The organism is Halorhodospira sp. 9621 (genome assembly GCF_022228055.1).
GTDB classification, from domain to species: domain Bacteria; phylum Pseudomonadota; class Gammaproteobacteria; order Nitrococcales; family Halorhodospiraceae; genus Halorhodospira; species Halorhodospira halophila_A.
The window spans coordinates 139,591-163,831 of the sequence record NZ_JAJNRD010000001.1; the positions used below are offsets into that span (position 1 = coordinate 139,591).

Annotated in this window: 24 protein-coding genes; 11 read left to right on the forward strand and 13 right to left on the reverse strand. The window is 67.3% G+C overall.

Annotated features, from left to right (window positions below):
* The first annotated feature begins 107 nt into the window (after positions 1-107).
* The 4 genes from LRF89_RS00615 to LRF89_RS00630 are packed head-to-tail and all read left to right on the forward strand — an operon-like array spanning position 108 to position 4,034.
* Positions 108-1,703, forward strand: coding sequence for a thiamine pyrophosphate-dependent enzyme (locus LRF89_RS00615; protein ID WP_201167381.1), 1,596 nt, complete (start codon positions 108-110; stop codon positions 1,701-1,703).
* Positions 1,700-2,245: an indolepyruvate oxidoreductase subunit beta gene (locus tag LRF89_RS00620; RefSeq protein WP_201167382.1), complete on the forward strand. Its 546-nt coding sequence runs from the start codon at positions 1,700-1,702 to the stop codon at positions 2,243-2,245. The genes LRF89_RS00615 and LRF89_RS00620 overlap by 4 nt, the downstream gene beginning before the upstream one ends.
* An 11-nt stretch (positions 2,246-2,256) precedes the next feature.
* Positions 2,257-3,594, forward strand: coding sequence for a phenylacetate--CoA ligase family protein (locus LRF89_RS00625; RefSeq protein WP_238636424.1), 1,338 nt, complete (start codon positions 2,257-2,259; stop codon positions 3,592-3,594).
* Between the two features lie 2 nt (positions 3,595-3,596).
* Positions 3,597-4,034 carry an amino acid-binding protein gene (locus LRF89_RS00630; RefSeq protein WP_201167384.1) on the forward strand — a complete coding sequence of 146 codons (438 nt, stop codon included), beginning with the start codon at positions 3,597-3,599 and terminating at the stop codon, positions 4,032-4,034.
* A gap of 20 nt (positions 4,035-4,054) precedes the next feature.
* Here LRF89_RS00630 and moaA read toward each other — a convergent pair whose 3' ends face one another.
* On the reverse strand, positions 4,055-5,074 hold the full coding sequence (gene moaA / locus LRF89_RS00635; RefSeq protein ID WP_238636425.1) for a GTP 3',8-cyclase MoaA: 1,020 nt from the start codon (positions 5,072-5,074) through the stop codon (positions 4,055-4,057).
* 30 nt (positions 5,075-5,104) lie between these two features.
* Positions 5,105-5,599 carry a disulfide bond formation protein B gene (locus LRF89_RS00640; protein WP_238632557.1) on the reverse strand — a complete coding sequence of 165 codons (495 nt, stop codon included), beginning with the start codon at positions 5,597-5,599 and terminating at the stop codon, positions 5,105-5,107.
* Positions 5,600-5,823: 224 nt separating this feature from the next.
* Here LRF89_RS00640 and LRF89_RS00645 point away from each other — a divergent pair, with 224 nt between their 5' ends.
* Both LRF89_RS00645 and LRF89_RS00650 read left to right on the forward strand, forming a co-directional pair.
* Entirely contained in the window at positions 5,824-6,171 is a 348-nt protein-coding gene (locus tag LRF89_RS00645) for a carboxymuconolactone decarboxylase family protein (RefSeq protein ID WP_201167428.1), read from the forward strand.
* Between the two features lie 117 nt (positions 6,172-6,288).
* Positions 6,289-6,945, forward strand: a complete 657-nt coding sequence (locus LRF89_RS00650; protein WP_201167441.1) for an ArsR/SmtB family transcription factor — start codon at positions 6,289-6,291, stop codon at positions 6,943-6,945.
* A gap of 6 nt (positions 6,946-6,951) precedes the next feature.
* On the opposite strand, the gene LRF89_RS00655 is transcribed toward LRF89_RS00650, so the two are convergent.
* Genes LRF89_RS00655 through glpK form a run of 3 tightly spaced genes read right to left on the reverse strand, consistent with a single transcriptional unit; the run spans position 6,952 to position 10,552 of the window.
* Entirely contained in the window at positions 6,952-7,392 is a 441-nt protein-coding gene (locus tag LRF89_RS00655; protein WP_201167444.1) for a hypothetical protein, read from the reverse strand.
* Positions 7,389-8,996, reverse strand: a complete 1,608-nt coding sequence (locus LRF89_RS00660; RefSeq protein ID WP_207189755.1) for a BCCT family transporter — start codon at positions 8,994-8,996, stop codon at positions 7,389-7,391. Before LRF89_RS00660 ends, LRF89_RS00655 begins: the two co-directional genes overlap by 4 nt.
* Before the next feature lie 59 nt (positions 8,997-9,055).
* The gene (glpK, locus tag LRF89_RS00665; protein ID WP_238632556.1) at positions 9,056-10,552 is read right to left on the reverse strand and encodes a glycerol kinase GlpK; all 1,497 of its coding nucleotides are present in this window, start codon (positions 10,550-10,552) and stop codon (positions 9,056-9,058) included.
* Between the two features lie 180 nt (positions 10,553-10,732).
* Here glpK and LRF89_RS00670 point away from each other — a divergent pair, with 180 nt between their 5' ends.
* A complete protein-coding gene (locus tag LRF89_RS00670) occupies positions 10,733-12,370 on the forward strand; it encodes a glycerol-3-phosphate dehydrogenase/oxidase (protein ID WP_238636426.1) in 1,638 nt (545 codons plus the stop codon).
* On the opposite strand, the gene LRF89_RS00675 is transcribed toward LRF89_RS00670, so the two are convergent.
* From LRF89_RS00675 to LRF89_RS00690, 4 genes are all read right to left on the reverse strand, one after another.
* On the reverse strand, positions 12,367-12,681 hold the full coding sequence (locus LRF89_RS00675) for a hypothetical protein (RefSeq protein WP_201167469.1): 315 nt from the start codon (positions 12,679-12,681) through the stop codon (positions 12,367-12,369). The genes LRF89_RS00670 and LRF89_RS00675 overlap by 4 nt on opposite strands.
* 99 nt (positions 12,682-12,780) lie before the next feature.
* Entirely contained in the window at positions 12,781-13,461 is a 681-nt protein-coding gene (locus tag LRF89_RS00680) for a phosphate signaling complex PhoU family protein (RefSeq protein WP_201167471.1), read from the reverse strand.
* A gap of 21 nt (positions 13,462-13,482) precedes the next feature.
* Entirely contained in the window at positions 13,483-14,685 is a 1,203-nt protein-coding gene (locus tag LRF89_RS00685) for a Na/Pi symporter (RefSeq protein WP_238636427.1), read from the reverse strand.
* 145 nt (positions 14,686-14,830) lie between these two features.
* Positions 14,831-15,268: an NfeD family protein gene (locus LRF89_RS00690; RefSeq protein ID WP_201167477.1), complete on the reverse strand. Its 438-nt coding sequence runs from the start codon at positions 15,266-15,268 to the stop codon at positions 14,831-14,833.
* 210 nt (positions 15,269-15,478) lie between these two features.
* Between LRF89_RS00690 and LRF89_RS00695 the strand changes: the two genes are divergently transcribed.
* Both LRF89_RS00695 and LRF89_RS00700 read left to right on the forward strand, forming a co-directional pair.
* Complete coding sequence (locus LRF89_RS00695) at positions 15,479-17,101, forward strand: alpha/beta hydrolase (RefSeq protein WP_238636428.1); 1,623 nt, start codon at positions 15,479-15,481, stop codon at positions 17,099-17,101.
* Between the two features lie 103 nt (positions 17,102-17,204).
* Positions 17,205-17,717, forward strand: a complete 513-nt coding sequence (locus LRF89_RS00700; RefSeq protein WP_201167483.1) for a DsbE family thiol:disulfide interchange protein — start codon at positions 17,205-17,207, stop codon at positions 17,715-17,717.
* Between the two features lie 118 nt (positions 17,718-17,835).
* Here LRF89_RS00700 and trpD read toward each other — a convergent pair whose 3' ends face one another.
* From trpD to LRF89_RS00720, 4 genes are all read right to left on the reverse strand, one after another.
* A complete protein-coding gene (gene trpD, locus LRF89_RS00705; protein WP_201167486.1) occupies positions 17,836-18,918 on the reverse strand; it encodes an anthranilate phosphoribosyltransferase in 1,083 nt (360 codons plus the stop codon).
* Positions 18,919-18,944: 26 nt separating this feature from the next.
* Complete coding sequence (locus LRF89_RS00710; RefSeq protein WP_238636429.1) at positions 18,945-19,937, reverse strand: zinc-dependent alcohol dehydrogenase; 993 nt, start codon at positions 19,935-19,937, stop codon at positions 18,945-18,947.
* A 36-nt stretch (positions 19,938-19,973) separates the two neighbouring features.
* Complete coding sequence (lpxD, locus tag LRF89_RS00715; protein ID WP_238636430.1) at positions 19,974-21,032, reverse strand: UDP-3-O-(3-hydroxymyristoyl)glucosamine N-acyltransferase; 1,059 nt, start codon at positions 21,030-21,032, stop codon at positions 19,974-19,976.
* 134 nt (positions 21,033-21,166) lie between these two features.
* Positions 21,167-22,459, reverse strand: a complete 1,293-nt coding sequence (locus tag LRF89_RS00720) for an ATP-grasp domain-containing protein (protein ID WP_238636431.1) — start codon at positions 22,457-22,459, stop codon at positions 21,167-21,169.
* Between the two features lie 192 nt (positions 22,460-22,651).
* On the opposite strand from LRF89_RS00720, the gene LRF89_RS00725 reads away from it, so the two are divergent.
* Positions 22,652-22,870: a helix-turn-helix domain-containing protein gene (locus LRF89_RS00725; protein ID WP_201167496.1), complete on the forward strand. Its 219-nt coding sequence runs from the start codon at positions 22,652-22,654 to the stop codon at positions 22,868-22,870.
* A 220-nt stretch (positions 22,871-23,090) separates the two neighbouring features.
* On the forward strand, positions 23,091-24,239 hold the full coding sequence (locus tag LRF89_RS00730; RefSeq protein ID WP_238635202.1) for an ABC transporter substrate-binding protein: 1,149 nt from the start codon (positions 23,091-23,093) through the stop codon (positions 24,237-24,239).
* Positions 24,240-24,241 lie beyond the last annotated feature (2 nt).

Genomic DNA, 24,241 nt, shown 5'->3' on the forward strand with positions numbered 1-24,241 from the left:
CTCGCGCGCGCGCGCTCCCATCATGTTGATCCCCCACCCCTTGCTCTCTATGCTCTACCGGCCTGAAATCGCAGTCCGGACAACGAGTCAGTCCCCAGGAGCAGTGCATGCCCGATCAATTCCTCACAGGCAATGAAGCCGTCGCCCAAGCCGCACTCGACGGCGCCGTGTCGCTGGGTACCGGCTACCCGGGAACCCCCTCGACCGAGATCCTCGAGCGCCTCGACCACCTCGGAGGGCGTGCCCAGTGGGCTCCCAACGAGAAGGTGGCCCTTGAGGTCGGCCTCGGCGTGGCCTACGGCAACGCCCGGGCCCTGGTGACTATGAAGCACGTCGGCCTCAACGTGGCCGCTGACGCGTTGTTCTCCGCCACCTACACCGGTGTAGCCGAGGGCCTGGTCATCGCCGTCGCCGACGACCCGGGAATGCACTCCAGCCAGAACGAGCAGGACACCCGCCGCTATGCCGAAGCCTCCGGGGCACCGATGCTCGAGCCCGGCGACAGCCAGGAGGCGTACGACTATACGCTCAAGGCCCTGGAACTCTCCGCTCGTTTCCAGTTGCCGGTGATCCTGCGTTTGACCACACGGATCTGCCACTCCAAGGGGCGGGTCCGCACCCGCACCGAACGGGCGCAGGTGCCCGCGCCGCGGTACGAGCGGGACATCCCCGGTCGGGTCATGATCCCTGGCTACGCGCGTCCGGCCCACGTCCGGCTGCGCGAACGCCTGGCCAACCTTGCGCGCTCCGAGGTGTCGGCGGAGCTGCTCGTCGAGGAGGGCGAGGATACGAGCCTGGGGATCATCGCCGACGGCGTGGCTGCAGCCCATGCCCGGGAGGCCGCCCCCGGAGCTCGCCTGCTCAAGCCGGGGCTGACCCACCCGCTACCCATCGAGGCCATGCGCGCCTTCGCCGCCAAGGTGGACCGTTGCGTAGTGATCGAAGAGGGGGATCCGTACCTCTACACCGCCGCTCGGGCAGCGGACATCCCGGTGGAGGGCAAGCCGGAGCGCTTCCGTTTCGGTGAGCTCAACGCCGACCGGGTCCGCCGCATCCTCGCCGGCGACGAGAGCCCGGAGCCCGAACCGGAGGAACCGGGCAAGCCGCCGCGGCTCTGTGCCGACTGCTCCCATAGACAGGTGTTCCAGACCCTGTCCCGGCACGAGTGCATCGTTGCCGGAGACATCGGCTGCTACACCCTCGGCGTCATGCCTCCCTTCGAGGCGATGGACACCTGCGTATGCATGGGCGCGAGCGTCGGCGTCGGGCTCGGCCTGCGCCATGCCCTCCCCGCCGACCAGGCACGACGGGTGGTGAGCGTCATCGGCGACAGCACCTTCGTGCATACCGGCCTCCCCGGGCTGGCCGAGATGGCCTATAACCCGCCGGCCACCGGCCACGTGCTGCTCATACTCGACAACGACACCACAGCCATGACCGGGCTCCAGGAGCACCCGGGCACAGGCCGACAGATCGACCACCACCCGGCCACCAGCAAGCTCAACTACGAGGCCGTCGCCCTGGCGATGGGCATCACCCGGGTGCACACGGTGGATCCGGTCGAGGCTCAGGACGAGTTCGAGCGACTGCTCACCGACGCCTTGGCCAGCGACGAGCTCACCCTGATCGTGGCCAGGCGCCCCTGCCCGCTGGCCAGCCGGCGCCTGGCCGCACTTCAGGCCGAGCAGGAGTCGTCGTCATGACTGACGAGCACGGCGTAACCAACATCGTCATTGCCGGACTCGGCGGCCAGGGGATCGTCACGGGCTCGGACATCCTGGCCGAGGCCGCCTTCAGCGCCGGCCACGACGTAAAGAAGAGCGAGATCCACGGCATGAGTCAACGAGGCGGGTCGGTCAGCAGCGACATCCGCTTCGGGCCCCGGGTCCACAGCCCGATGGTGCCGCACGCCGAGGCCGACTTCCTGATCATCTCGGAATCGTCCCAGGTCCTGCCCAACCGCCATCGGCTGGCCCCTCACGGGCGCCTGATCACGCCGGACGCCGTCCCGCAGCTCTTCCAGGACGAGGCATCGCAGCACGCCGCCCGCATGGTCAATGTCGCACTGCTCGGCGTGCTCAGTGCCCACCTCGACATCGACGAGACGCACTGGATCGACGCCATCCGCGGTCAGCTGCCCGATAAGCTCCACGAGATGAACCTGCGCGTATTCCGCCAGGCGCGGGGCATCGAGGCCCTGTTCGGCACTCTAACCAGCCATTCACGCCCCCGACCCACTCTGTGACGAGGGAGACCATGCACGACCGAGCCGCACCGACTCCGGATCAGCCGACCTTCAACCCGCGCAGCGCCCCCGATTACCTCCCGGAGCAGCAGCTGCGCGAGCTCCAGCTCAGTCGTCTCCAGGGCATGGTCACGCGGGCCTACGAGCGCGTACCACTGTTCCGCGAGCGTTGCGAGCAGCGGGGGGTGCAACCCTCCGACCTGCGTCAGCTGGCCGACATCCAGCATCTGCCGTTCACCGTCAAGAACGACCTGCGCGATACCTACCCCTTCGGCCTGTTTGCTAGCCCGCGTGAGGAGATCGTCCGCCTGCACGCCTCCAGCGGAACCACTGGCAAGCCGATCGTGGTGGCGTACACCCGGGACGATCTGGACGTCTGGTCCGAGGTCATGAGCCGGACCTTCGCCGCTTGTGGCGTCCATGCCGGCGACATGGTGCAGAACGCCTTCGGTTACGGGCTGTTCACCGGGGGGCTTGGCGCGCACTACGGCGCCGAGGAACTGGGGGCCACGGTCATCCCCATCTCCGGGGGCAACACCGAGCGGCAGATGATGGTGATGCGCGATTTCGGGGTCACCGCGCTGTGCGCCACCCCCAGCTATTTCCTTCATCTGCTGGAACGCGCCCGCGAGGCAGACATCGATTGGCCGAACCTGCCCCTGCGTGTGGGGATCTTCGGCGCCGAGCCGTGGACCGAGGCAATGCGCCAGCGCATCGAGCAGGAGAGCGGTATTCTTGCCTACGACATCTACGGCCTTTCCGAGATCATCGGCCCCGGCGTGGGCAGCGAGTGCTGCGCTCAGGACGGCCTGCACATCTTCGAGGATCACTTCTACCCGGAGATCATCGACCCCGAGTCCGGCACCCCGCTGCCCGACGGCGAGGAAGGCGAGCTGGTGCTCACCACCCTGAGCAAGCAGGCCATGCCGATGATCCGTTACCGGACCCGGGACCTGACCACCATCATCCCCGAGCCGTGCAGCTGCGGCCGGACCATAAGGCGCATCCAGCGCATCGGCCGGCGCAGCGACGATATGTTCATCATCCGCGGTATCAATGTCTTTCCGGCCCAAGTCGAGACCGCGCTGCTGCAGGTTGAAGGGACCCTGCCCCACTACCAGATCACCCTGAGCCGCCAGGGGAGCCTCGACCAGATGGAGGTCGCCGTGGAGGTCACCGAGGCGGTGCTGAGTGATACCGTCGGGGGGATGGAGGCGCTGCAAAGGCAGATCGCCGACGCCCTCGAGCACATCATCGGGCTGCGCGTCGGTGTCCGCCTCGCCGAGCCTCAGAGTCTCCCACGCAGCGAGGGCAAGGCGAAGCGGGTTTTCGATAACCGCGAGGGGTGACCATGAAATTCAAGCAGTTATCACTCTTCCTTGAGAACCAACCTGCACACCTCAAGCAACCGTGCCGAATCCTCGCGGAGGCAGGCATCAACATCCGCACCCTCTCCCTGGCCGACGCGGACCAGTTCGGCATCCTGCGCCTGATCGTCGCCGACTGGGAGCGCGCCAAGCGCGTGCTTGAGGAGGCCGGCTGCGCCGTTCGCGTCGATGAGGTGGTGGGGCTGGAAGTGGCCGATGAGTGCGGCGGTATGGCTTACGTCCTGGAGGTCCTCGAACAGGGCGGCCATAACGTGCTCTACACCTACGCCTTCACCTTTGGCGAACCGGGCCGGGCCGTACTATTCATGCGCTTTGAGGATCCGGACGCCGCGATTGCCACGCTGCAGGCCGGACAGATCCATGTCCTCGATCCGGTGCGCTGGCTCACCCGCGCGGACTGACCCGATCCCCGGGGAACGGCTCAGCCGCCGGTGGCGCTCATGAACCGCACCACCCGCGGCTGGCTGACTCCGGGTGCCGCGAACCCGTGCCGGGCCGGTTTGCGTGCCAGGGCGTCGCGAACCCCCGCGCGCAGACGCTCCCGAACGGTTACGGCATCGTCGCCGGCGCGCAGGATCCCGCGCAGATCGACGGCACCCTCGTCGCCCAGGCACGGCAAAAGCAGCCCCTCCACGGTCACCCGAACCCGATTGCAGGCCGGGCAGAAACATCCCGAGTGGGGCGAGATGAAGCCGACCCGGGTAGCGCTCCCGGACACCTGCAACTCCTGCGAGGGGCCGGCGGCCGGCCGCGGCTCGGCATCCTCCAGGTCGTAGCGCCGCTCGATCAGCGACCGCACCTCGGCCGAGCCCATGAAGGCCTCGCCCCGGACATGACGTTGGGCGTCGCCGAACGGCATCTCTTCGATGAAGCTGATGTCCATCCCCCGCGCCAGCGCAAAATCAACCAGCGATAGGATCTCGTCGTCGTTGCGGCCGCGCATCGCAACGGTGTTTAGGCGGATACGCTTGAAACCAGCCCCCCGTGCCGACTCGATGCCCTCGAGAACTTGGTCCAGCCGTCCGGTCCGGGTCAATTGCCGGAAGCGATCGGCGTCGAGCGTATCCAGACTGATATTCAGGCGCTGCACGCCGGCCGCCCGCAGCTCCCTCGCGTAGCGCGCCAGCTGCGTGGCATTGGTCGTCATCACCAGTTCCTCGAGCCCGTCGATGGCTCCGAGACGCCGCGCGAGCCCCAGCACCCCCCGCCGCAGCAGGGGCTCCCCTCCAGTGATTCGGACCTTCCGCACGCCCAGACCGACGACGGCCACCGCCACCTGCTCTAGCTCCTCTAGGGAGAGGATCTCGGAGCGCGGGACGAAACGCACCTCTCCACCCATGCAGTAGAGACAGCGCAGATCGCAGCGGTCGGTGACCGACAGGCGCAGATAGTCGATCCGGCGCCCGTGGGCATCAACCAGCGGCTGAGAATCGGACGACATGGCAGCCCTCACTGACCGGCGTCCACCCCCTTAGCGCAACCGGAAAACGGCGTACAGCGATGCCGCACCGAGGACCGTAAACCCGAAGAAGCTAGCAAACGGAAGCGGAACCCCAAACAGCGCGGCCGCTTCGGCACAGTCCGTGTTGCCGGTCACCAGCTCGACGAGGAACTCCCGCCAGGGCAGCATCTGCAGCATGACTTCCGGGCTCATCCCGCAATCGACCACCTCCGGATTCCACATGACATAGAGGTGGCGGCCAGCGGCGGCTAGACCCCCGGCGGTTACCGCAGCCAACGCTCCGCCCAGGCTCCACCGCCACCAGCCCCGGCGCGGCCAGAACACCACGCCGAGCAACGCCACGAGCATGAGGGCGGCCAGAATGCCGCGTTGCGTCCAGCACAGCGAGCACGGCTCCAGCCCCCCCCAATGCTCCGCCCCGGCAACAATCCCCCCTGCCGCCGCTGCCACCACGGCCACCAGCCCCAAAAGGGCTCGGCCCCGCTGTCCACGTGTCTCGCTCATTACCGGTACACCAATTCCTTCACGCATCGGACTGGGTGCAGCGATGATAGCAGCCCTGAGACGGGACCAGCTGCTCATCCCGACCACCTGCCCCGTCCTTGGCCCCCTCGCCGCCTCTACCCGTCGGGGCTACCCCGACACACTATCGATGCAGTTCTATCGATCCATGTAGAATCGCGCCGTAACCTTGCCGTTTCCACGACCGCAACCAAGAGGATCCACCCATGTACAAGGATTGGGCCAGCACCGCCGACGAACTCTCCGCGCTGTTCAAGGAGGTCCGCAAGGGCCAGCCAGATGTTGCCAAGGGGTTCTCGGCCATCGCCCAGGCCGCGACCGCCGACGGGGCGCTCTCGCCCAAGACCAAGGAATTGATCGCGGTCGCGATCAGTGTGGCGACCCGTTGTGACGGTTGTATCGCCTTCCACACTAAGGCCGCGGCCAAGCATGGCGCCACCCGCGACGAGATCCTCGAGATGATCGGTGTCTCGGTCTACATGGGCGGCGGTCCCTCGATGACCTACGGGGCCCAGGCCCTAGAGGCCTTCGACCAGTTCGCCGCGGATCGTTAGTGCGGTAAAAAGTCCACTCCAAAAGGGAGCGCTTGATAAGCATCAAAACCACGCCGTACGGTAGGGAAGACCACTTGCTCCCTACCGTACGGCACACCGGAGTGCAGCCTGGAATCCATGGAACAGCAAATCCCCAAACGTCGCGTGCTCGAGCAGTTCGCGGTTATCGCCAAGGCGGTGGGACACGAATACCGCCTGGAACTGCTCGAGCTAGTTGCGCAGCGGGAACGCAGCGTCGAGGCCCTGACGCAGTTGACCCAGCTGCCCGTGGGCAGCGTCTCGCAACATCTGCAGCAGCTCCGGCGCGCCGGCCTGGTGACCGCCCGCAAAGAGGGTAAGTACGTCTACTACGCGCTCGCCGACGAGGAGGTTTTGACCCTGATGTCGACCCTGCGCCGGGTGGCCGAGCGCAACATAGCCGAAGTCAATCAGCTGATTGCGCAGTACTTCGAGGACCACCAGGACCTGGACACGCTCTCGTCGGCGGAGCTCCTTGAGCGCCTGCAGCGTAACGAAGTCACTTTGATCGACGTCCGCCCGCCCGAGGAGTACGCCTCCGGACACTTGCCGGGCGCCATCAACGTACCCCTGGATGAACTCGAGGCCCGGCTCCAAGACTTGCCCGCCGAGCAACAGGTGGTCGCCTACTGCCGGGGACCGTTCTGCGCCCTGGCTCGCGACGCCGTGCGCCGACTGCGCCGCCAAGGCGTTGACGCAACCCGGCTCAACCAAGGCTTCCCGGAGTGGAAGGCCGAGGGGCTCCCGGTTCAATAAGAGGGTTTACCAGTTCAACCACTTGCGGCACTCGCCCTCGGCGTCGGCCGCCACGGTCTCGGCATCCACCTGCTCCGGGCGCCATTCGCGTACCTGCCCCTGACACTCCAGGTGCAGGACCGGATACTGCGGCCGCGCCGTGTCCCCGTGCAGCGCAGGGAACGCAAAGGACGGCTTGTGATAGAGGCGGCCCTCCACGGTGTAGACGCAGCTTCCCTCCGAGTCGGTTGCGACCATCAATCTGGCCCAGTGCTCGTTGTGCTCGACAAGGGCGGCAAACCCCTCGGCGATCAGGGTGTCGCGGGCCCGCCACAAGCCGGGCAGCACCGCCTCCCGGAAGCTTTGCTCGAGTTGTTGCTCGGCGTCACGGAGCTGTGCTTGCGCCGCCTCGGCATCGGCCATCTGGGGTTCGCCGCTTTTGAGGAGCTTTCTCAGCCAGCGTCTCATTGACGTTTCGTCCTTGTCTGCGGAGTGTCCGAGCTGCCCCGCGGCGGCCATCCACGGCGCCGCCGCCGGCGCTCATCCAGATAGCGGAACAGCCGTTCTAGCTTCGGCTCGGGGATGGGGCTGATCATGTCCGACTGCTGCGCATCGGCACGGAACGCCGCCCACAGCCCCCAGGCCATGAGCAGAAGGATCAGTGACAACGGCAGCGCCGCCGCAATGGTGACTGTTTGCAAGGCCTGCAGCCCGCCGGCGATCAACAGCACCGCGGCCACGGCACCGGTCATGGTGCTCCAGAAGATCTTCTGCAGCAGCGGCGGATTGGGGTTGCCGCCGGAGGCCAGGACATTCATGACCAGCGCCCCCGAGTCTGCCGACGTCACGAAATAGCCCACCACCACGGCGGTAGCCAGTGGAACCGTAATCGCCGCCAGGGGCAGCGCCTCGAGCATGGCGTAGAGCGCCTGCGGCACGCTCTCCTGTACCACTGCCGCGATGCCGGCGCCGGCCTGATCCAGATGCAGTGCACCCGCGCCGAAGGCGGTCAGCCAGACGAAGGTGAACAGCGTCGGTACCAACAACACGCCGAGGATGAACTCCCCCACCGTCCGCCCGCGGGAGACCCGGGCGATGAACATGCCCACGAACGGACACCACGAGATCCACCACCCCCAGTAGAACAGCGTCCAGTCGGCCTGCCAGTCGGGGCTCCGAAAGGCGTCGGTGCGGAAGGTCAGCTCCACGAGGCCGTCCACATAGTGGCCGAGGGATTCAAAAAAGCCGGCCAGGACCAGCCGGGTCGGCCCGGCGATCAGCACGAACAACATCAGCGCCGCACCGAGGAACAGATTGGCGCGTGAGAGAAGACGGATCCCGTTGTTCAATCCGCTGACCACGGAGATGGTCGCCGCCCCCATGATGGCGATGATCAGCCCGATCTGGTGCGTCAGTGACTCCTCCAGCAGCCCGACCCGTGCCAATCCGGAGTTGACCTGCATAACCCCCAACCCCAGGGATGTCGCCACTCCGAGCACGGTCCCCACCACCGCCATGGTGTCGACCAGATCGCCAATGACGCCGTGTATACGCTGTCCGAGCAGCGGGTAGAGCGCCGAGCGAAGAGACAACGGCAAGTCGTGGCGGTAGGAGAAAAACGCCAGCGAGAGCGCGACGATGATGTAGATCGCCCAAGGGTGCAAACCCCAGTGGAAGAAAGTGATCTGCAGCGCCTCGAGGGCCGCATCCGGCGTACCCGGCTCGGCCCGGGGCGGATCGGCGAAGTGCATCAGCGGTTCGGCAACGCTGTAGAACAGCAGGCCGATGCCCATACCCGCCGAGAAGAGCATGGCGAACCACGACAGGTAGCTGTACTCCGGATAGGAGTCGGGCGGCCCCAGACGCAGCCTGCGGAAATCAGGACGCAGCAGCACCACCAAAACGAAACCGAGTAGGAACGCAACGACACCGGTGTAGACCCAACCCAGCTCGACGGCAATGAACGTCTGCAGCCGGGCGATCCCATCACCCATCGCCTCGGTCCAGACGGCGGCGGCCACCACCAGGGTCACCACCAGGGCTGCTGCCGGCAGAAAGACCCTAGGATACATATACCCACCCAAGGGACGCGGATCGACCACCCCGACGGACGCGCGACGGGGCGGTCATGCTACGTTCGCTCCCAGTCCATGCTCCGGCGCACAGCCTTTTGCCAACCGCTGTAGAGTCGATCACGTTCCTCCTCCGCCATCGACGGTTCGAAGACCCGCTCCAAAGCCACCTGGCGGGCCACGCTCCCCTGATCCCAGACGCCCGCGTTAATACCCGCCAGGTAAGCGGCTCCGAGGGCGGTGGTTTCGGTGATCTCGGGCCGCTCCACCCGCACCCCCAGCACATCGGCCTGGAACTGCATCAGCACGTTGTTGGCCACGGCCCCGCCGTCGACTCGGAGCCCCTTGAGCGGCAGCCCGGAGTCACGCCCCATGGCATCGATCACGTCCCGGGTCTGATAGGCCAGCGCATCCAGGGTCGCGCGGGTGACATGCTCCTTCCGCGTCCCCCGCGTCAGCCCGAAGATCGCGCCCCGGGCGTACATGTCCCAGTACGGGGCACCAAGCCCAGCGAAAGCCGGTACGACGTAGACCCCACCGGCGTCTGGCACCTTGCCGGCGAAGTACTCCGAATCCTCCGCCGAGTCGATCAGCTTCAACTCGTCGCGCAGCCACTGGATGGCGGCGCCGGCGATGAAGATCGCCCCCTCGAGGGCGTACTCCACCCGACCGTCAATGCCCCAGGCGATGGTGGTGAGCAGGCCCGACTCCGAGACCGCGGGTTGCTCACCGGTATGCATCAGCAGGAAACAGCCGGTGCCGTAAGTGTTCTTGGCCATGCCCGGCTCGAAGCAGGCCTGCCCGAACAGTGCCGCCTGCTGATCTCCGGCGATGCCGGCAATGGGGATCTGTGCTCCGCCGAGCATATCCGGGTCCGTGGTCCCGAAATGCCCACAGGAGGGGCGCACCTCCGGCAGCAGCGTCCGCGGGATCGCCAGCGCCTCAAGCAGTTCGTCGTCCCAGGCCAGGCGATGGATGTCGTAGAGCATGGTGCGCGAGGCGTTGCTGTAGTCGGTGACGTGGCATGCCCCGCGGGTCAGATTCCAGACCAGCCAGGTATCCATGGTGCCGAACAGCAGCTCACCCTGCTCGGCTCGTTCGCGTGCTCCCGCGACATTGTCGAGCAACCAGCGGATCTTGGTGCCCGAGAAGTAGGCATCGATCACCAGGCCGGTGGTGTCACGCACTTTCCGCTCCAGATCGCGCTCCTTGAGCGACTCGCATAGGGCGGCCGTGCGTCGGTCCTGCCAGACGATCGCATTGTGAATCGGGCGCCCCGTGTGGCGATCCCAGATCACGGTGGTCTCGCGCTGGTTGGTGATCCCGATGGCGTGGAGTTCGGCCGGCTTGACCCCATGCACCTCGAGAACTTCCCGCACCACCCCCATCTGCGCGCCCCAGATCTCCATGGCGTCGTGTTCCACCCAGCCCGGGTGCGGGTAATACTGCGTCAGCTCCTTCTGCGCGACGCCCACGATCTGCGCCCGCTGATCAAAGAGAATCGCACGGCAGCTGGTGGTGCCCTGATCCAGGGCCAGGATGTAGCGCTGCTGCATGGTTCGACTCCTTCGCTGCGTCCCCCGGCCTGCTTTCAGCGCGGGCCGCTGCCCCGATCATCTCTGCCCGGCCGACGATTGCAAAGAGGCTCGCGAGACTTTGCCGCTGCTGTGCGCTTTCTTGCTAGGGTTCACGCTGGTGGCACCAGATTCCCACGCTGCAACCGAGGAGCCAGCCCGATGAGTGGACGGATCCCCGCGGAGCTCGAACACCCCTACGACCTGATCGTCATTGGCGCCGGGATCAATGGCGCCGGCATCGCTCGGGACGCAGCGCTGCGCGGACTCCGGGTACTGGTCCTGGAACAGGACGATATCGGCGGTGCCACCTCCGCCTGGAACAGCCGCCTGGTCCACGGCGGGCTGCGCTACCTCGAACACGGCGAGATCGGGCTGGTCCGGGAGTCTCTGCGCGATCGCGAGATCCTGCTGCGCACCGCCCCCCACCTGGTCACGCCCCTGCCCCTGCTCATCCCTCTCTACGCCGGCCAGCGGCGGGGCCCCGGAATGGTGCGCCTGGGCATGCTCGCCTACGACTTCCTATCCTTGGACAAAAGCCTGCCTTGCCACCGCATGTACGACCGCGCCACAGTCCGTGCCGCCGAACCAGGCCTGGCCGAGCAGGGCCTACTCGGCGCCGCGCGCTATTACGACGCCCAAGTCGCTTACCCGGAGCGGCTGACCCTGGAGAATCTCCTCTGCGCCCGTGCCCACGGAGCCACGGTCTATACCCACGCCCGGGCGCGGCGGGTGCAACGGGAAGCGGCCACGGGTCGTGTCACCGGGGTCGAGATCGAGGACCAGCTCACCGGCGAAACCGCCAGGGCGCGAAGCGCATCGGTGATCAATGTCGCCGGCCCGTGGGTCGACCACCTCCTTGAGGCCACCGCACCCGAGTTCCCGCGGCGCATCGGCGGCACCAAGGGCACGCACATCGTCGTCCCCCCCTTCCCCGGTGCTCCGGGCCACGCGCTCTATGCCGAGGCCCGAGAGGATGGGCGCCCCTACTTCACACTGCCCTGGAACGGGCTCTATCTGATCGGTACCACCGATACCCGCTACGATGCAGACCCCGGGACCGCAGCCCCCACCGAGGACGAAATCCGCTACCTCCTCGATGAGACCAACCGGCTCCTGCCGGATGCAGGGCTCGAGCGCAGCCAGGTACTGTACGCCTACAGCGGTGTGCGCCCCCTACCCCACGTCGCCGCCGGAGAAACAGGGGCAATCACCCGGCGCCACCTGATCGTCGACCACGAGGATCAGGCACCAGGGCTGTGGTCGGTGATTGGCGGCAAACTCACCACGTACCGCCACCTGGCCGAGGAAGCAGTGGAGCGGATCGGCCGGTCCCGCGGCTGGCAGCTGCCCCCGTGCCCGACGCGCCGGCGGCCTCTCCCGGGAGCTGCGACCCCGGACCTGGAGACGTTTCGGCGCCGCCTAGCGGCAGCCCATGGGCTAACCCCGGTGCTGGCCCAACGCCTGGCGGCGCTCTACGGCGTCAAGGCCGAGCAGATCGCTGCACGCATGGGCGCGGACCCTCGACTGCAGGAGGTGTTCAGCCCGCAGACTGGGGCCGTCGTCGCGGAGCTGATCCACGCTTTCGAGACGGAGATGTCCGAGACGCTCACCGACGCCCTGATGCGTCGCACGATGGTCGGTCTGGGACCGGCGGCGGGGCTGGATGCGGTGGATAGCGCGGCGTGTATCGCCGGAGCGCACCTCGGGTGGGACCGTGACCGTGTGGCAGCAGAGGCGGAAGGATTCCGCACCTACATCGGCCGGTTCTGCCCGCAGACGACCGCCTCGGCACCCTAGCGGATCGGCCGGGCCTGCTCGGCGGCGGCCCGCTGCTGGGCCCGGCGAGCCCGGACGCGCAGCACGGTCCAGATGATGGAGACGGCAGCAGCCGGCAGGGCAAGCCAGCGCAGCAGCTCGTAGAGCGGTAGATGGTCCGTCACGCTCCACCCCGGTGCATAGAGGCGCACGGCCACCGATGCACTGAGGATCGTGAAGGTCAGAACCGTGGCGGCGTAGTAAGGCTCGCGCCGGCGCAGCCCGGCCGCGCCGAAGGCGGCAACGTGGGCCAGGAAGATCAGCAGCAGTAGGGTCAGACCGTGGTCGGCCATGGCAGCGCGTCCCTTCTCGCTGAACCGGACGGAACGGTCCCCATCATAGCGGCCTCAGCCGGTCCCGGCCACGGCCGGGAAGGCGGTACAGGGGGGATATCAGTCGCCCCCGGTTCCCGGCTCGAAGTCCAGCTCGGCCAGCTCGCCGAGCACCGCACTGGCGATGTTGGTCAGGTGCGCGGCCACACGCTTGTAGTGGCGAGCGAGCAGCGAATACGCCACCGCCTCGTGGAATTCGATCTCGCCCTCGTCCTCGAACAGCTCCTCGATGAGCTGATCGCAGCGGCGCTGGATGTCCCGCGCCTGCTCGCGGCGCTCACGGGCGGCCTCCTGCTGGTCCGGATCCCGGCACGCCGAGGCCAACGTGCGAAAAATCCCGCCTAACTCCCCTTCGATCTCCTCCAGGGGCTGGTGGTACTTCGCAACGTGGAAGCCCCGTGTGTAGAAGCGCCCGATTTCAAAGACGTTCTTGCAGTAGTCGCCGATGCGCTCCGCATCCCTGGAGACACTCAGTAGCGCCAGACAAACGGGGACATCGTAGCCGGGGTTCACCGTCAGGTGGCGGAGGAGCTTGCGGCGGACCGAGCGCTCGCGGGCGTTGATCCGCCGATCCCGCTCATAGATCGCGTCCTCGGCCTTTTCCGCCGGTACCCGACTGTGCAGCACCTCGTTGGCCCGCTCGAACATCCACGCCCCGTCCTGGAGCATGGCTTCCAGCTCCGCAAAGGCACGGTCGACGGCCGTCTCTCGGGCAAAGGCACTGAGGATTTCGCGGAACATCGCCATCTCCGGTGGGAGCGTTTAACGGTGAATGAGCAACACCTCGGTGACTGCCAGCCCGACAAGCGGCAGCACCAAGAATACCAAGAACAGGAACAGGAACGCGTACGGCATGCTGCGCCCGGCCAGGCGGCCGTACCAGCTGGCCATGCGGATCGGTATATAGCGTAACGGATACCAGATCGCCGTGCCCAACAGATTGAACAGCACGTGCACGAAGGCAACGGTCAGCGCCGCCGAGACGGGGTTGGCCGTAGCAGCCAGGACACTGGTCGCGGTGGTCCCGAGATTCGAGCCCATCATGAACGGCAGGACCCGCCGCATGGGCACCACACCGGCGCCGGCCAGGGGAACCATCAGACTCGTGGTAATCGTGCTGGACTGGACCATTACCGTGGAGATCGCCCCGATCCCGTAGGAGCGCGGATCCGTGCGGAAGAAATAGCTACGGAACAGACCGTCCATGTGCCGCAGCAGGGCCCCGCGGAGATTCTTCACCATGAGCACCAGGGCGAAGAACATGAGCACCAGGCCGCCGGCAGCCACCAGCAGGCCCTCCGTGCCCCCGGTCGACGCCAGCGCGCTCCCGCCCGACTCGAACACGGCCACGATCGGCGCGGTCACCACCCCCACCGGGCTGTCCGGTCGCGCCACTTCCGGCAGACCGACCAACTCGGCAAGCCAGGCAGCGGTCTGGGTGATCACGCCCCGGCCACTCTCGGCGAGAGCCGAGGTCACCCACTCCAGCGGGAAGAGCACGGCAACCGTGAGGATGTTGAAGAAGTCGTGGAGCAGCGCCGCAGTGAACGAGCGCCGGAAGGTCCGGCGGATGCGCATATTCGCCAGCGCCACGAGGAGGGCGGTGACCGAGGTGCCGATGTTCGCGCCCATGATGGCGAACACCGCCGTGCCCAGGGTCATCTCGCCGGTCGCCACCAAGGTGACGATCAGCGCCGTCGTGAACGATGAACTCTGCACGATGGCCGTGACCAGCACGGCACCGAGTAGCGCGATGAACGGGTTCTCGCCATATTCGAAGGCGCGGACGAGGAAGTCGCTGGCCTCGCCGAAAGTCCCCAGCCCGCTGCCGATGACGTTCAGCGCGGCCAGGAAGAGGTACAGACAGAGCCCGGCATAGACCCCGCGCAGCCAGGCCGGCACCTCACGATGCCGGACGACTGCCGGGTCCACCCCGGCAGCGGAGGCTGATTTGCCTTGTGCCATCAGCTGGTCGCCCCTGTGTCCAGAACGGTCACCCGGCACGCACCGCGAAGCCCCGCGGCCGGGCGAACCGTAAGCTGCCCACCCGGCTCATGACAGTCAAGTTACAGTTTCATTGCAGCCAATAGGCCGAGCGCCCTGCCCAGGGTCACCCCGAGGGGCGCACCCAGGCGGTGATCCCCACCATCCGCTCGATACGCACCCGATCGCCCGGACGCAGCTCCTGCCCGTCGGCCCCGCGCGCGGGGAAGACCTCGTCATCGACCAGCACTCCGATCCCCTGCCCCCGCCGAACCAGGACACCGCATCGTCCTGCATAGGCATCGGCCGGGGCGACCATCCGGTGGGCGTAGGCCCCGGCAAAACGCTGCGCAAGGCGGTAACCGGTCGGCAGGAGGATCAGTGTGGTGACCAGATAGATCAGCAGCTGGTGAGAGACGGCCATGTCCGCCTTCACTGACGTCACCACCGCCAGAACGAAGGCGGCCACGGCCAGATCCACCAGGAACAGGTGACCACCGAAGAGAGCCGCTGTCACGAGTAGCAGGATGCCGCCGGCCAGCCAGATCCAGGATGGGTCGAACATGCACACCTCCAGCTCGCGGCCACTTTCAGTCTAATCCACAAAAACTGTGGAAGGCCCTGTGGAAAACCCTGCCCCGCCCCGATCCCGTGCGGACCTGCGGCAGGTGGCGATTTTTTCGCCGGCTAGCCGCACCCACCCCGGGGTACGCTATCCTGAGCGGCCGAAACCGGACGCCGGCTCTATTCCCTGGCTCATCAACGAAGGTCTTTGATGCGACTGATCGGCCCCTTATCCACTGTCGGCCTGCTGCTCGGCACCCTGTTCTTTGCCTTCTCGCTGACCCCGAGCCTGGTCCCCCGCCCCTTCGCCTTCCAGGGCGCCATCTCCGGCCTGTCCCTGACCGCGGGATACGCCATTGGTGCCGGGATGAGCGGGCTGTGGCACTACCTGCAACTCCCCGAGCTGCGCGGGCGGCTCGAGCGCATGGTGCGCTGGCTGGCCGTGGCCGGTTGCGCCCTGGTCGCGGTCACCTTCATGTGGCGCGCGGCCGGCTGGCAGGATGCGGTGCGCGCACAGATGGAGCTGGAACCGGCCGGCGGGCTGCCACCGATCGGTGCCGCGCTGGTTGCCTTGCTGGTCTTTGCCGCCGCCCTGCTCCTGGCCCGGCTCTTCCGTGGGACCTTCCGCTTCCTGTCCCAGCGCCTGCAGCGTTACATCCCCCGCCGGGTGTCGCAACTGGCCGGGGTCGTGGTCGCCGTGGGCCTGTTCTGGGCGGTGATCGACGGCGTGCTGTTCACCATGGCCCTGCGCGCTGCCGACAGCTCCTACCAGCAGGTCGACGCCCTCATCGAGGCGGATCAGGAGCGTCCGAGTGAATCCGAACGCGCAGGCAGCCCGGACTCGTTCGTCGACTGGAAGGATCTCGGCCGTCAGGGCCGCAGCTTCGTCTCCTCGGGCCCCACGGCGACGGAGCTCGAGTCGTTTATCGATAAGCCGACCCCCACGCCCATCCGCATCTATATCGGCCTGAACGCCGCTGAGACGCCCGAGGAGCGCGCCCGCCTTGCCCTTCAGGAGCTTCACCGCACTGACGCCTTCGAGCGTTCGGTGCTGGTCCTCGCCACACCCACCGGAACCGGCTGGATCGACCCGGCGGCCGCCGACCCGGTGGAGTACCTCCACCGCGGGGACATTGCCACGGTCACCGCGCAGTACTCCTACCTGCCCAGCCCGCTGGCCCTGATGGTGGAGGGGGGATACGGGGCGGAGATGGCCCGGGCCCTGTTCGAGGCCGTCTACGGACACTGGCGGACGCTGCCGGAGGATGATCGCCCGGCGCTCTATCTCCACGGACTAAGCCTGGGTGCCCTCAACTCCGATCGCGCCTTCGACGTCTTCGATATCATCCAGGACCCCTTCGACGGCGCCCTCTGGAGCGGTCCCCCGTTTCGCAGCGAGACCTGGCGAACCGTCACCGAGCGCCGCGATGAGGGATCGCCGGCCTGGCTGCCGGAGTTCCGTGATGGTGAGGTGGTCCGCTTCATGAATCAGGAGACCCGGCTCGATGCCGCCGGCGAGGAATGGGGACCATTCCGGATTGCCTTCCTGCAATACGCCAGCGATCCGATCACCTTCTTCAGCCCAAGCATCCTTTACCGGGAACCCGACTGGATGAGTGAGCCCCGCGGGCCGGACGTCTCTTCGGAGCTGCGCTGGTACCCGGTGGTGACCATGCTTCAACTAGCCGCGGACATGGCCGCCGGCGGCGCCCCAGCCGGCTACGGACACACCTACGCATTGGAGGACTACATCGACGCCTGGGTTGATCTCACCGAGCCGGAGAGCTGGGACAGCGACGATCTGGATCAGCTACGCCAGCATCTGGGCGGCTGAAGGCAGCGCCCGGGGAACCCCGCGGTGGCGTTCCGGTCCACTTGCCAGGCAAGGGTGGATCGCCTTTTAATGAATATTTTTGAATGCCTTAGAGAGGTTACCTATGCTCAAGCGCATCCTCATCCCGCTGGCCATCGCCCTGCCGGTACTGGGTCTGCTCTACGTCGGCCTGGGCATGGACTCCGAGGAGCTGCCCTCGCCCCTGGTCGGCGAACAGGCACCGCCTTTCGAGCTGGAAGACCTCCACGATGGGGACGAGACGATCACCCATGAGGATTTCGTCGGCGACGTGGCTGTCGTCCACGTGTGGGGATCCACCTGCCCGGTCTGCCACGAGGACTTCCCCCACCTTGAGCGCCTCTCGGAGCACGGGGTCAAGGTCTACGCCTTTAACTACCGCGACGACCGCGCGCAGGCCCTGCAGTATCTCCGGGTGCGCGGTGATCCCTACGATCGCATCGCCCACGACCCCGAGGGCGAGGCGGGTATGGAGTGGGGCGTCTACGCCACCCCGGAGACCTACGTACTGGATGAGGACGGCACCATCACCTACAAGGAGATCGGGCCGCTCGATGAGGAGGTGGTGGAAGAGGAGATCCTCTCGCTGGTTGATTGAACCGCAGCGCTGGGCCACGGCCGCGGATGGCCGGGGGCCCCCGCCCCCCCCAAAACCCCCCCCCCCCCCCCCGGGGCGCCCCGGGGGGGGGGGGGGGGGCCCCCCCCCCGCCACCCACTTACGCCACCGCCCCGACCCCTCCCTGGACGCGACGCAGCGCGTCGAGCTTCCTGAGTGCGCCCCCGGTGGCCAGTGCCTCCTTGGCCTGTTCCGTGGCCCGTGCCGGGCTTGGGGCCCGGTCGGCGAGCCAGAGCAACGCGGCCGCATTCATGGCGAAGAAATCGGCCTCCGGCGTATCGTAGCGGCCTTCAAGGGTCGCCAGGATGCGCTGCGCGTTATCCTCGGCGCGATTACTGCTGGCGATCTGTGCCAGCGGCCGCGTCGGTAGCCCGAAATCCGCCGGGGTCACCTCGAACGTGTCGATCCGCCCAGCCTTGAGCTGCACGAGCCGCGTCGGGCCGCAGGGCGAGACTTCATCCATGCCGAACCGCGGATCCTCGCCTTCGGCTCGACCGAATGGGGCCAGCGCCGCCTGCATACCGATCTCGCGCAGGATCGCCACCAGCTGATCGCACACCCCGGGCGAATAGGCCCCGATCACGATATGACTGGTACGGGCACAGGGCATGGCCAGCGGGCCGACAATGTTGAACGCCGACGTAAAGCGCATGCGCTGGATCAGCCGCGCCCATCCAGACCGCAGGAACGCCTCGCCGGGCAAATAGCCAATGCCGTGGGCCTCCAGGCAGGCCTCGGCCCGCGCCATCGGGGCCTCCAGGTCTACGCCGAGGCGCTCTAGGACGTCGGATGCGCCGGATACCCCGGTGACCAGTCGCGCCCCCTTCTTGGCCACCGGTAATCCACAGGCGGCGGCGATCAGGGCCGCAGGGGTCGATGCGTTGACCGTCTTCAGGGAGTCGGAGCCAGTGCCGACGATGTCGCCCACAGGGCCGTCCACCCGCGGGTGAATCTTCACCGTATCGTGGGCATCGAGGGCATCCCAGGCCCCGGAAAACTCCTCGGTAGTGGGTCCCCGGGCCTGATGGGCCGCCAAGAAGGCGCCCTGCTGGAGCTCGGGCTGCTCGTTCAGGATGACCTGCCGATAAGCGTCCGCAGCCTCTTCCCGGGACAGCTCCTCCCCACGGGCCAGCCGGCTGATTATCTTTCCGAAGCCCCGCAGTGCTTCTTCTTCACTGGACATAACTGATTCCCTGTAGCGGTTGCCTTTCAAGCCTGGTAACCGGCCCCCTCCGGGCGCACGACAAAACGCAGAACACCCCCCTGCCCCACTCGACGCAGGGCGTCCGGGCTCTCTTCCAGGGATATCACCGCCTCGATCAGCGCCCCGGCCGCCTTCCGGTACCCGGCCAACAGGTCCACCGCCTCCGTTACTGAGGCGTGCGTGCACCCGAAAGCCCCCACCAGATGCAGCTGCCGATAGTGCACCTCGTTCAGGCGCGAAAGATCATTCCTACCGGCCTCCTGCCGCAGGCCGCTGAAAACGACGTATCGCCCCCCGGAGCGCAACCGCTGAAGCCCCGCACACAGGGCGTGGCTCGACGAAGTGGCGTTGATGGCCACGTCCCAGCCATACCCGGGCTCCTCCCGCGTGACCACCACGCCGCTCAGGGACTGGAAGCGACTGCTCAGTGCGGCTTTCTCCGCATCGACCTCCACAACCAGCGGTTGGGCGCCCCGCGCTCGGGCCGCCAGCGCCAGCAGCAGCCCTACTGGCCCGCCACCGTGGATCAACACCCGCTCCCCCGCCTCGACCCCGGCCTGGTTCAGCGCGTTGACGCCGCAGCCCAGCGGCTCGGCCAGACAGACCACGGCATCCGGCACCTCCCCCGGTACCGGCACCAGGCTGCTACGCGGAACGCGCACCCGCTGCGCAATGCCCCCATCACGATGGAACCCGAGAACCGCCACTGCCCGGCAGAGGTTCTCGGCGCCAGACCGGCAGGCCTGACAGCGGCCACAGCTCGCCCCGGGCCAGACCGCATAGCGACGCCCATCCTCGCCGCGGACACACAGCTCATGCCCGAGGACACGGGGCAACACCAGATCTCGATGTCCGGACTGCCACATGCGTGCATCCGTCCGACAGATCGCGGCAGCGAGGACGTGCAGCACGACCTCCTCCGCCGTATCCGCCGGCAGCGCCTGTTCGACGATCCGCGCCTGCCCCGGCGCCTCGAGTCGCAGTGCCCGCACCGGCATCAAGCCACTGCACGCCAACATCGACGCCGGCACCGGTCAGTCATCGCTGCCCCCGCCCTCCTCGGCGGCCCCACCGCGATGCCCCTCCAGTGCCTGGACACGACGGAAGAGGCTGTCGAGCTGCGTAAAACGAACCGTGTTGCGTCGCCACTGCCGGACCGGTTGCGCCGGCAGCGGCGAGGCGTAGGCGCCGGGCTCCCGAATCGATCCGGTGACCCCGGTCATCCCCATCAGAGAGACGCCGTCGGCGATGCGGATGTTGTCGGTGATCGCGACCAGCCCGCCAATCATGCAATCCCGTCCGATGATGGTGCTGCCCGCAACGACTGCGGCGCCAGCGATGACGGTACGGGCACCCACGCGGCAGTTGTGGGCGATGTGGACGTGGTCATCGAGCTTGACCCCGGCCTCGATGACCGTGTCCTCAAGCGCCCCGCGGTCCACCGTGGCATTGGCACCGATCTCAACGTCATCGCCGATTTCGACCGCGCCGATCTGCGGAACCTTGCGCCACCCCTTGCCATCGGGCAGAGGGGCATAACCGAAGCCATCGGCACCGATCACCGCTCCGGCATGGATACGCACCCGTTCACCGGTGCGACACCCGCCACCGAGCACCGCATTGGGACCGAGCCAGCCGCCCGCCCCCAGCCGGGCCGCGGCTCCGACGAAGGCTCCCGGAGCCACTGTACTGCCCGCGCCGAGCATCGCCCCGGCCTCGACCACCGCGTTGGGACCGACACTGACCCCGTCTTCCAGCACAGCCTCCGACGAGACCACGGCACCGGACTGGACCCCCGTCGGCGCCGGCGCCGCGGGATGTAGAAGCTCCACCGCGTCGATGAAGGCCAGGTAGGGGTCGCCCACCACCAGCGCGGTGACCGGGCACTCGCTCTCGTATTCGGCGCGCACCAGCACGGCCGCCGCGGCGCAGCGGCGCAGGTCGCTCAAGTGGCGCTGGCTGGTGCAGAAGGCTACGGCATCATCCCCGGCCCCGAGCAGCGTGGCGGCACGGCGGACCGGGCGGTCCCCGTCACCGGCCACCCGAGCGCCGACCCGCGCGGCGAGTTCCTGGATGGTCATGGCGCTGGTCATGCTTCCTCCTGGCGGCGGTGTTCGCGGAGCCGGCCCCGACCGGGCCCATCCCGGATCCCCGCACGCGCCCCGGCCCCCCACTGTAGCCGAGGGATCGTAACCGAACGGGTTGCCCGGCCTCCAGCCGGCTCCGATCAGATCCGCCAGAAGGGCGGATAGCCAACGGCGTCCTGCGGGTTGCGGTAGATGCGCGAGCGAATCTCGCGTTCCCGCGCGATGATCTCCATCGAGCTGTCACCGGTGATCCACAGCTGCTGGAGCATCACGCCTGCGGCGGACAGTTCCGCCTCTCGGATGACCTCGTCGCGTTGGCGCACATGACGGATCAGGACGCCCTGCTCGGCCTCCAGTGCATCCACGTAATCGTAATCGAGGATATCCCCCACCCGGCCCGGCTCCCGGGCGGTGATCAGCACGATGAGCGTGAATCGGTGCGGCGCCCCCGCGCGCCACTGATCCCAAGGCGTGGGACGAGCCGGCCGCTGGCCAGCGGCGAGGAGTAGATTGTCCGCATAGAGCGAACTACCGAAGGAGTAGCGGTAGTTGTAGTGGTAGGTGTGCGCCGCACGCGGGTTGATCTCGGTCAGGTGCAGCGAGCCGTCTGGCATCACCCAGAACTCCAGATTGAAGAACTGGTTGCGGTACCCGAGAGCGGCCAGTCGCTGCATGTAGGCGGAGACCCACGCCTCGATGGTGTCGGCCATGTCCCGGCTGATCGATACCGGCGGCGTCAGGTAGCCGAGCGCCTGATGGTTGGAGAAGTAGATCTCCTCGGTCAGGCCGTAGTGGACAACCTGGCCATCGGCGGTGACATAGCCCTCGTAGCAGTATTCCGTCGCGCGGCTCATATCCACCAGATGCTCGGCCACGAAGGGGGGTGCCAGCGCCGGCACCTGCTGCGGTGCCACCCCCTCGAGGTAGGCCGCACACTGCCGCGCCAGCGCCCGCTGCAGCTCCCGGTCCTGCCGGTAATCGGCCAGCACCCGGCGCAACTCCTCCAGGTTGGCGATACGGAAGATCCCCCGGCCGAGCGACAGCGAGGTGTTCTTCAGCATGAAGGGCCACTCGTGCGCCGGGATTCGTGCGGCGATCTGTTCATCGCTCTCCTGAAGCGGGTCGACCGGGGCGTAGAAGAAGGCATCCCGCTCCAGGGTCCGCATCAGGTACTTGTTCATGCAGTAGAAGAAAGCCACCCGCGAAGGGACTGGGTTGCCCAGGCGCTCATTGATGAGCAGATGGTGGAAGGCGTCCTTCTGCGCGAACCCGGCGACAGCCACGACCCCCTGCTCCCGGCAGAACCGCGCCGTGGAGCTGATTTCACCCTCGCTCCAGTGCTCAGGGTGGAGACGCACCACCTCATGTTCCTGCTCCAGCTCCGCCAGCGCCGGCTCCATGTAGGGCTGAGGATTGATAACGCCGAACTTCATATCGGTTTCCCCCTGCAACCAAGATCGCCAGCACGGTTTCGCGCGCCTCGCTGAGGATAGCGGACCGGGCCCGCCCGGAACCGCCCGTCATGCAAATGTCACGCGAACGGCATCGCCACGTCACGGCAGACTGCCAGGCTGCCGTCTAATCTGAATAGATCGACACGAAACGCACTCAAAGGAGATTCGACAATGGCCCGCAAGAGCCCCACGGAGCTTTACCACACCGCGCTGCGCATGTACCGGCACGGCTGGACGATCGAGCAGATCGCCGACGAGCTGGCGATCCACCCGCAATCGCTGCGAACGTGGCTGACGGCCCCGGTGTATCCGGCTGCCCGCCGTAAGCACCCGACTCATGGCTACCCCGCAGAGCCCCGCCAAGTCAAACCCCAGCGGGCGGCACTCTGATCTGACCCGCGCAGGGCGGACGATACGGCTGTCCGCCGCTCACCCCTCTCCTCACAGCACCCCCTGCCCCTAGCGCCGGCATACGCCGCGCGCCGTCTGTGCCCGCGTGCAAACAGCCCGCAACCGCAACGTCTTCCCACCGTTATCCGGCCGTAACCGAACCGCAACAAGCGGCTCCCATACTGCCGCACTGTTCCCACCGCAACTGAACAGGTGCGCCATGAGTCGACCCCAAACCTCCCGGCACGATGCCGCCCGCATCGGCCTTCCCAGCCCGGGCACGCGCAGCGCCGTGCTCGCCCTCATCGCCGGAGGTATCCTGATGACGGCGGGCTGCTCCGGCGACGAGGACGTCCCGACCGGCGCGATCGATGCCGATGACGTGGACGCCGGTCAGGTCGAGCTGCGCGACGACGTGCTCACCGTCTACCTCCACGACCACGGCGATGCCATCGCCGAGCGGTTTACCGACGACACCGGGATCCCGGTCCAGATCGTGGACATGAGCGGCGGCGAGATCCTCGCCCGCATCGAGGCGGAGCGCGCCAACCCGCAGTGGGACGTGGTCTACGTCCAGGGCCACGGCAGCGTGAACCGCCTCTACCAGGAGGGACAGCTCCTCGACGATGGCTGGCAGCCGGACAACGCGGCTCGCTACAACGACCTGGGCCGCCAGATCTACGACCAGGACCCGGATGCGGCGTGGTGGCCGGTCACCGTCAACGCCCCGGCGCTCCTGGTCTACAACCCGAACTGCGCCGACACGGAGCGGGTCGAGGAACTCGGCTGGGATGCCCTGCGCGACTCGGCCTTCGAGGGCAAGGTCGGCATGCCCGACCCGGCCATCTCGGGCCCGGCCTACCCCTACGTCTCCTGGTTCTTCGAGGAGAGCATGGACGACGGCTACGCCTTCTGGGAGGACGTCTTCGACAACGGGGTCCGCATGTACCGCTCCAACAGCCCGGTGGCCGAAGCCCTGGCGGCCGGGGACATCTGCGTCGCCGGCCTTGAGGAGCCGAACACCTACGGCGAGGTGGAGAAGGACGCCGACATCGAGATCGTCTACCCCGCGGAGGGCACCCCCGGGGCCGCCCGCGCCACCGGGATCAGCGCTGACACCACCGTGGCCGATGACGCCCGGGCCTTCATCGAGTGGATGCTCGAGGCGGACACCCAGACCTATCTCACCCAGATCGAGCACCGCAACAAGTACTTCGTGCCGCTGGTCGAAGGCGCTGATCCCAACGAGCTGCTGCCGCCGAACGAGTTTCTCGACCGTGTGACCCCTTACGAGTTCACGGACTACGAGTGGGCCGGCGACGTCGAGAACGAGATCAAGCAGTGGTTCGCCGACCAGTCGGGGTCGTGAGC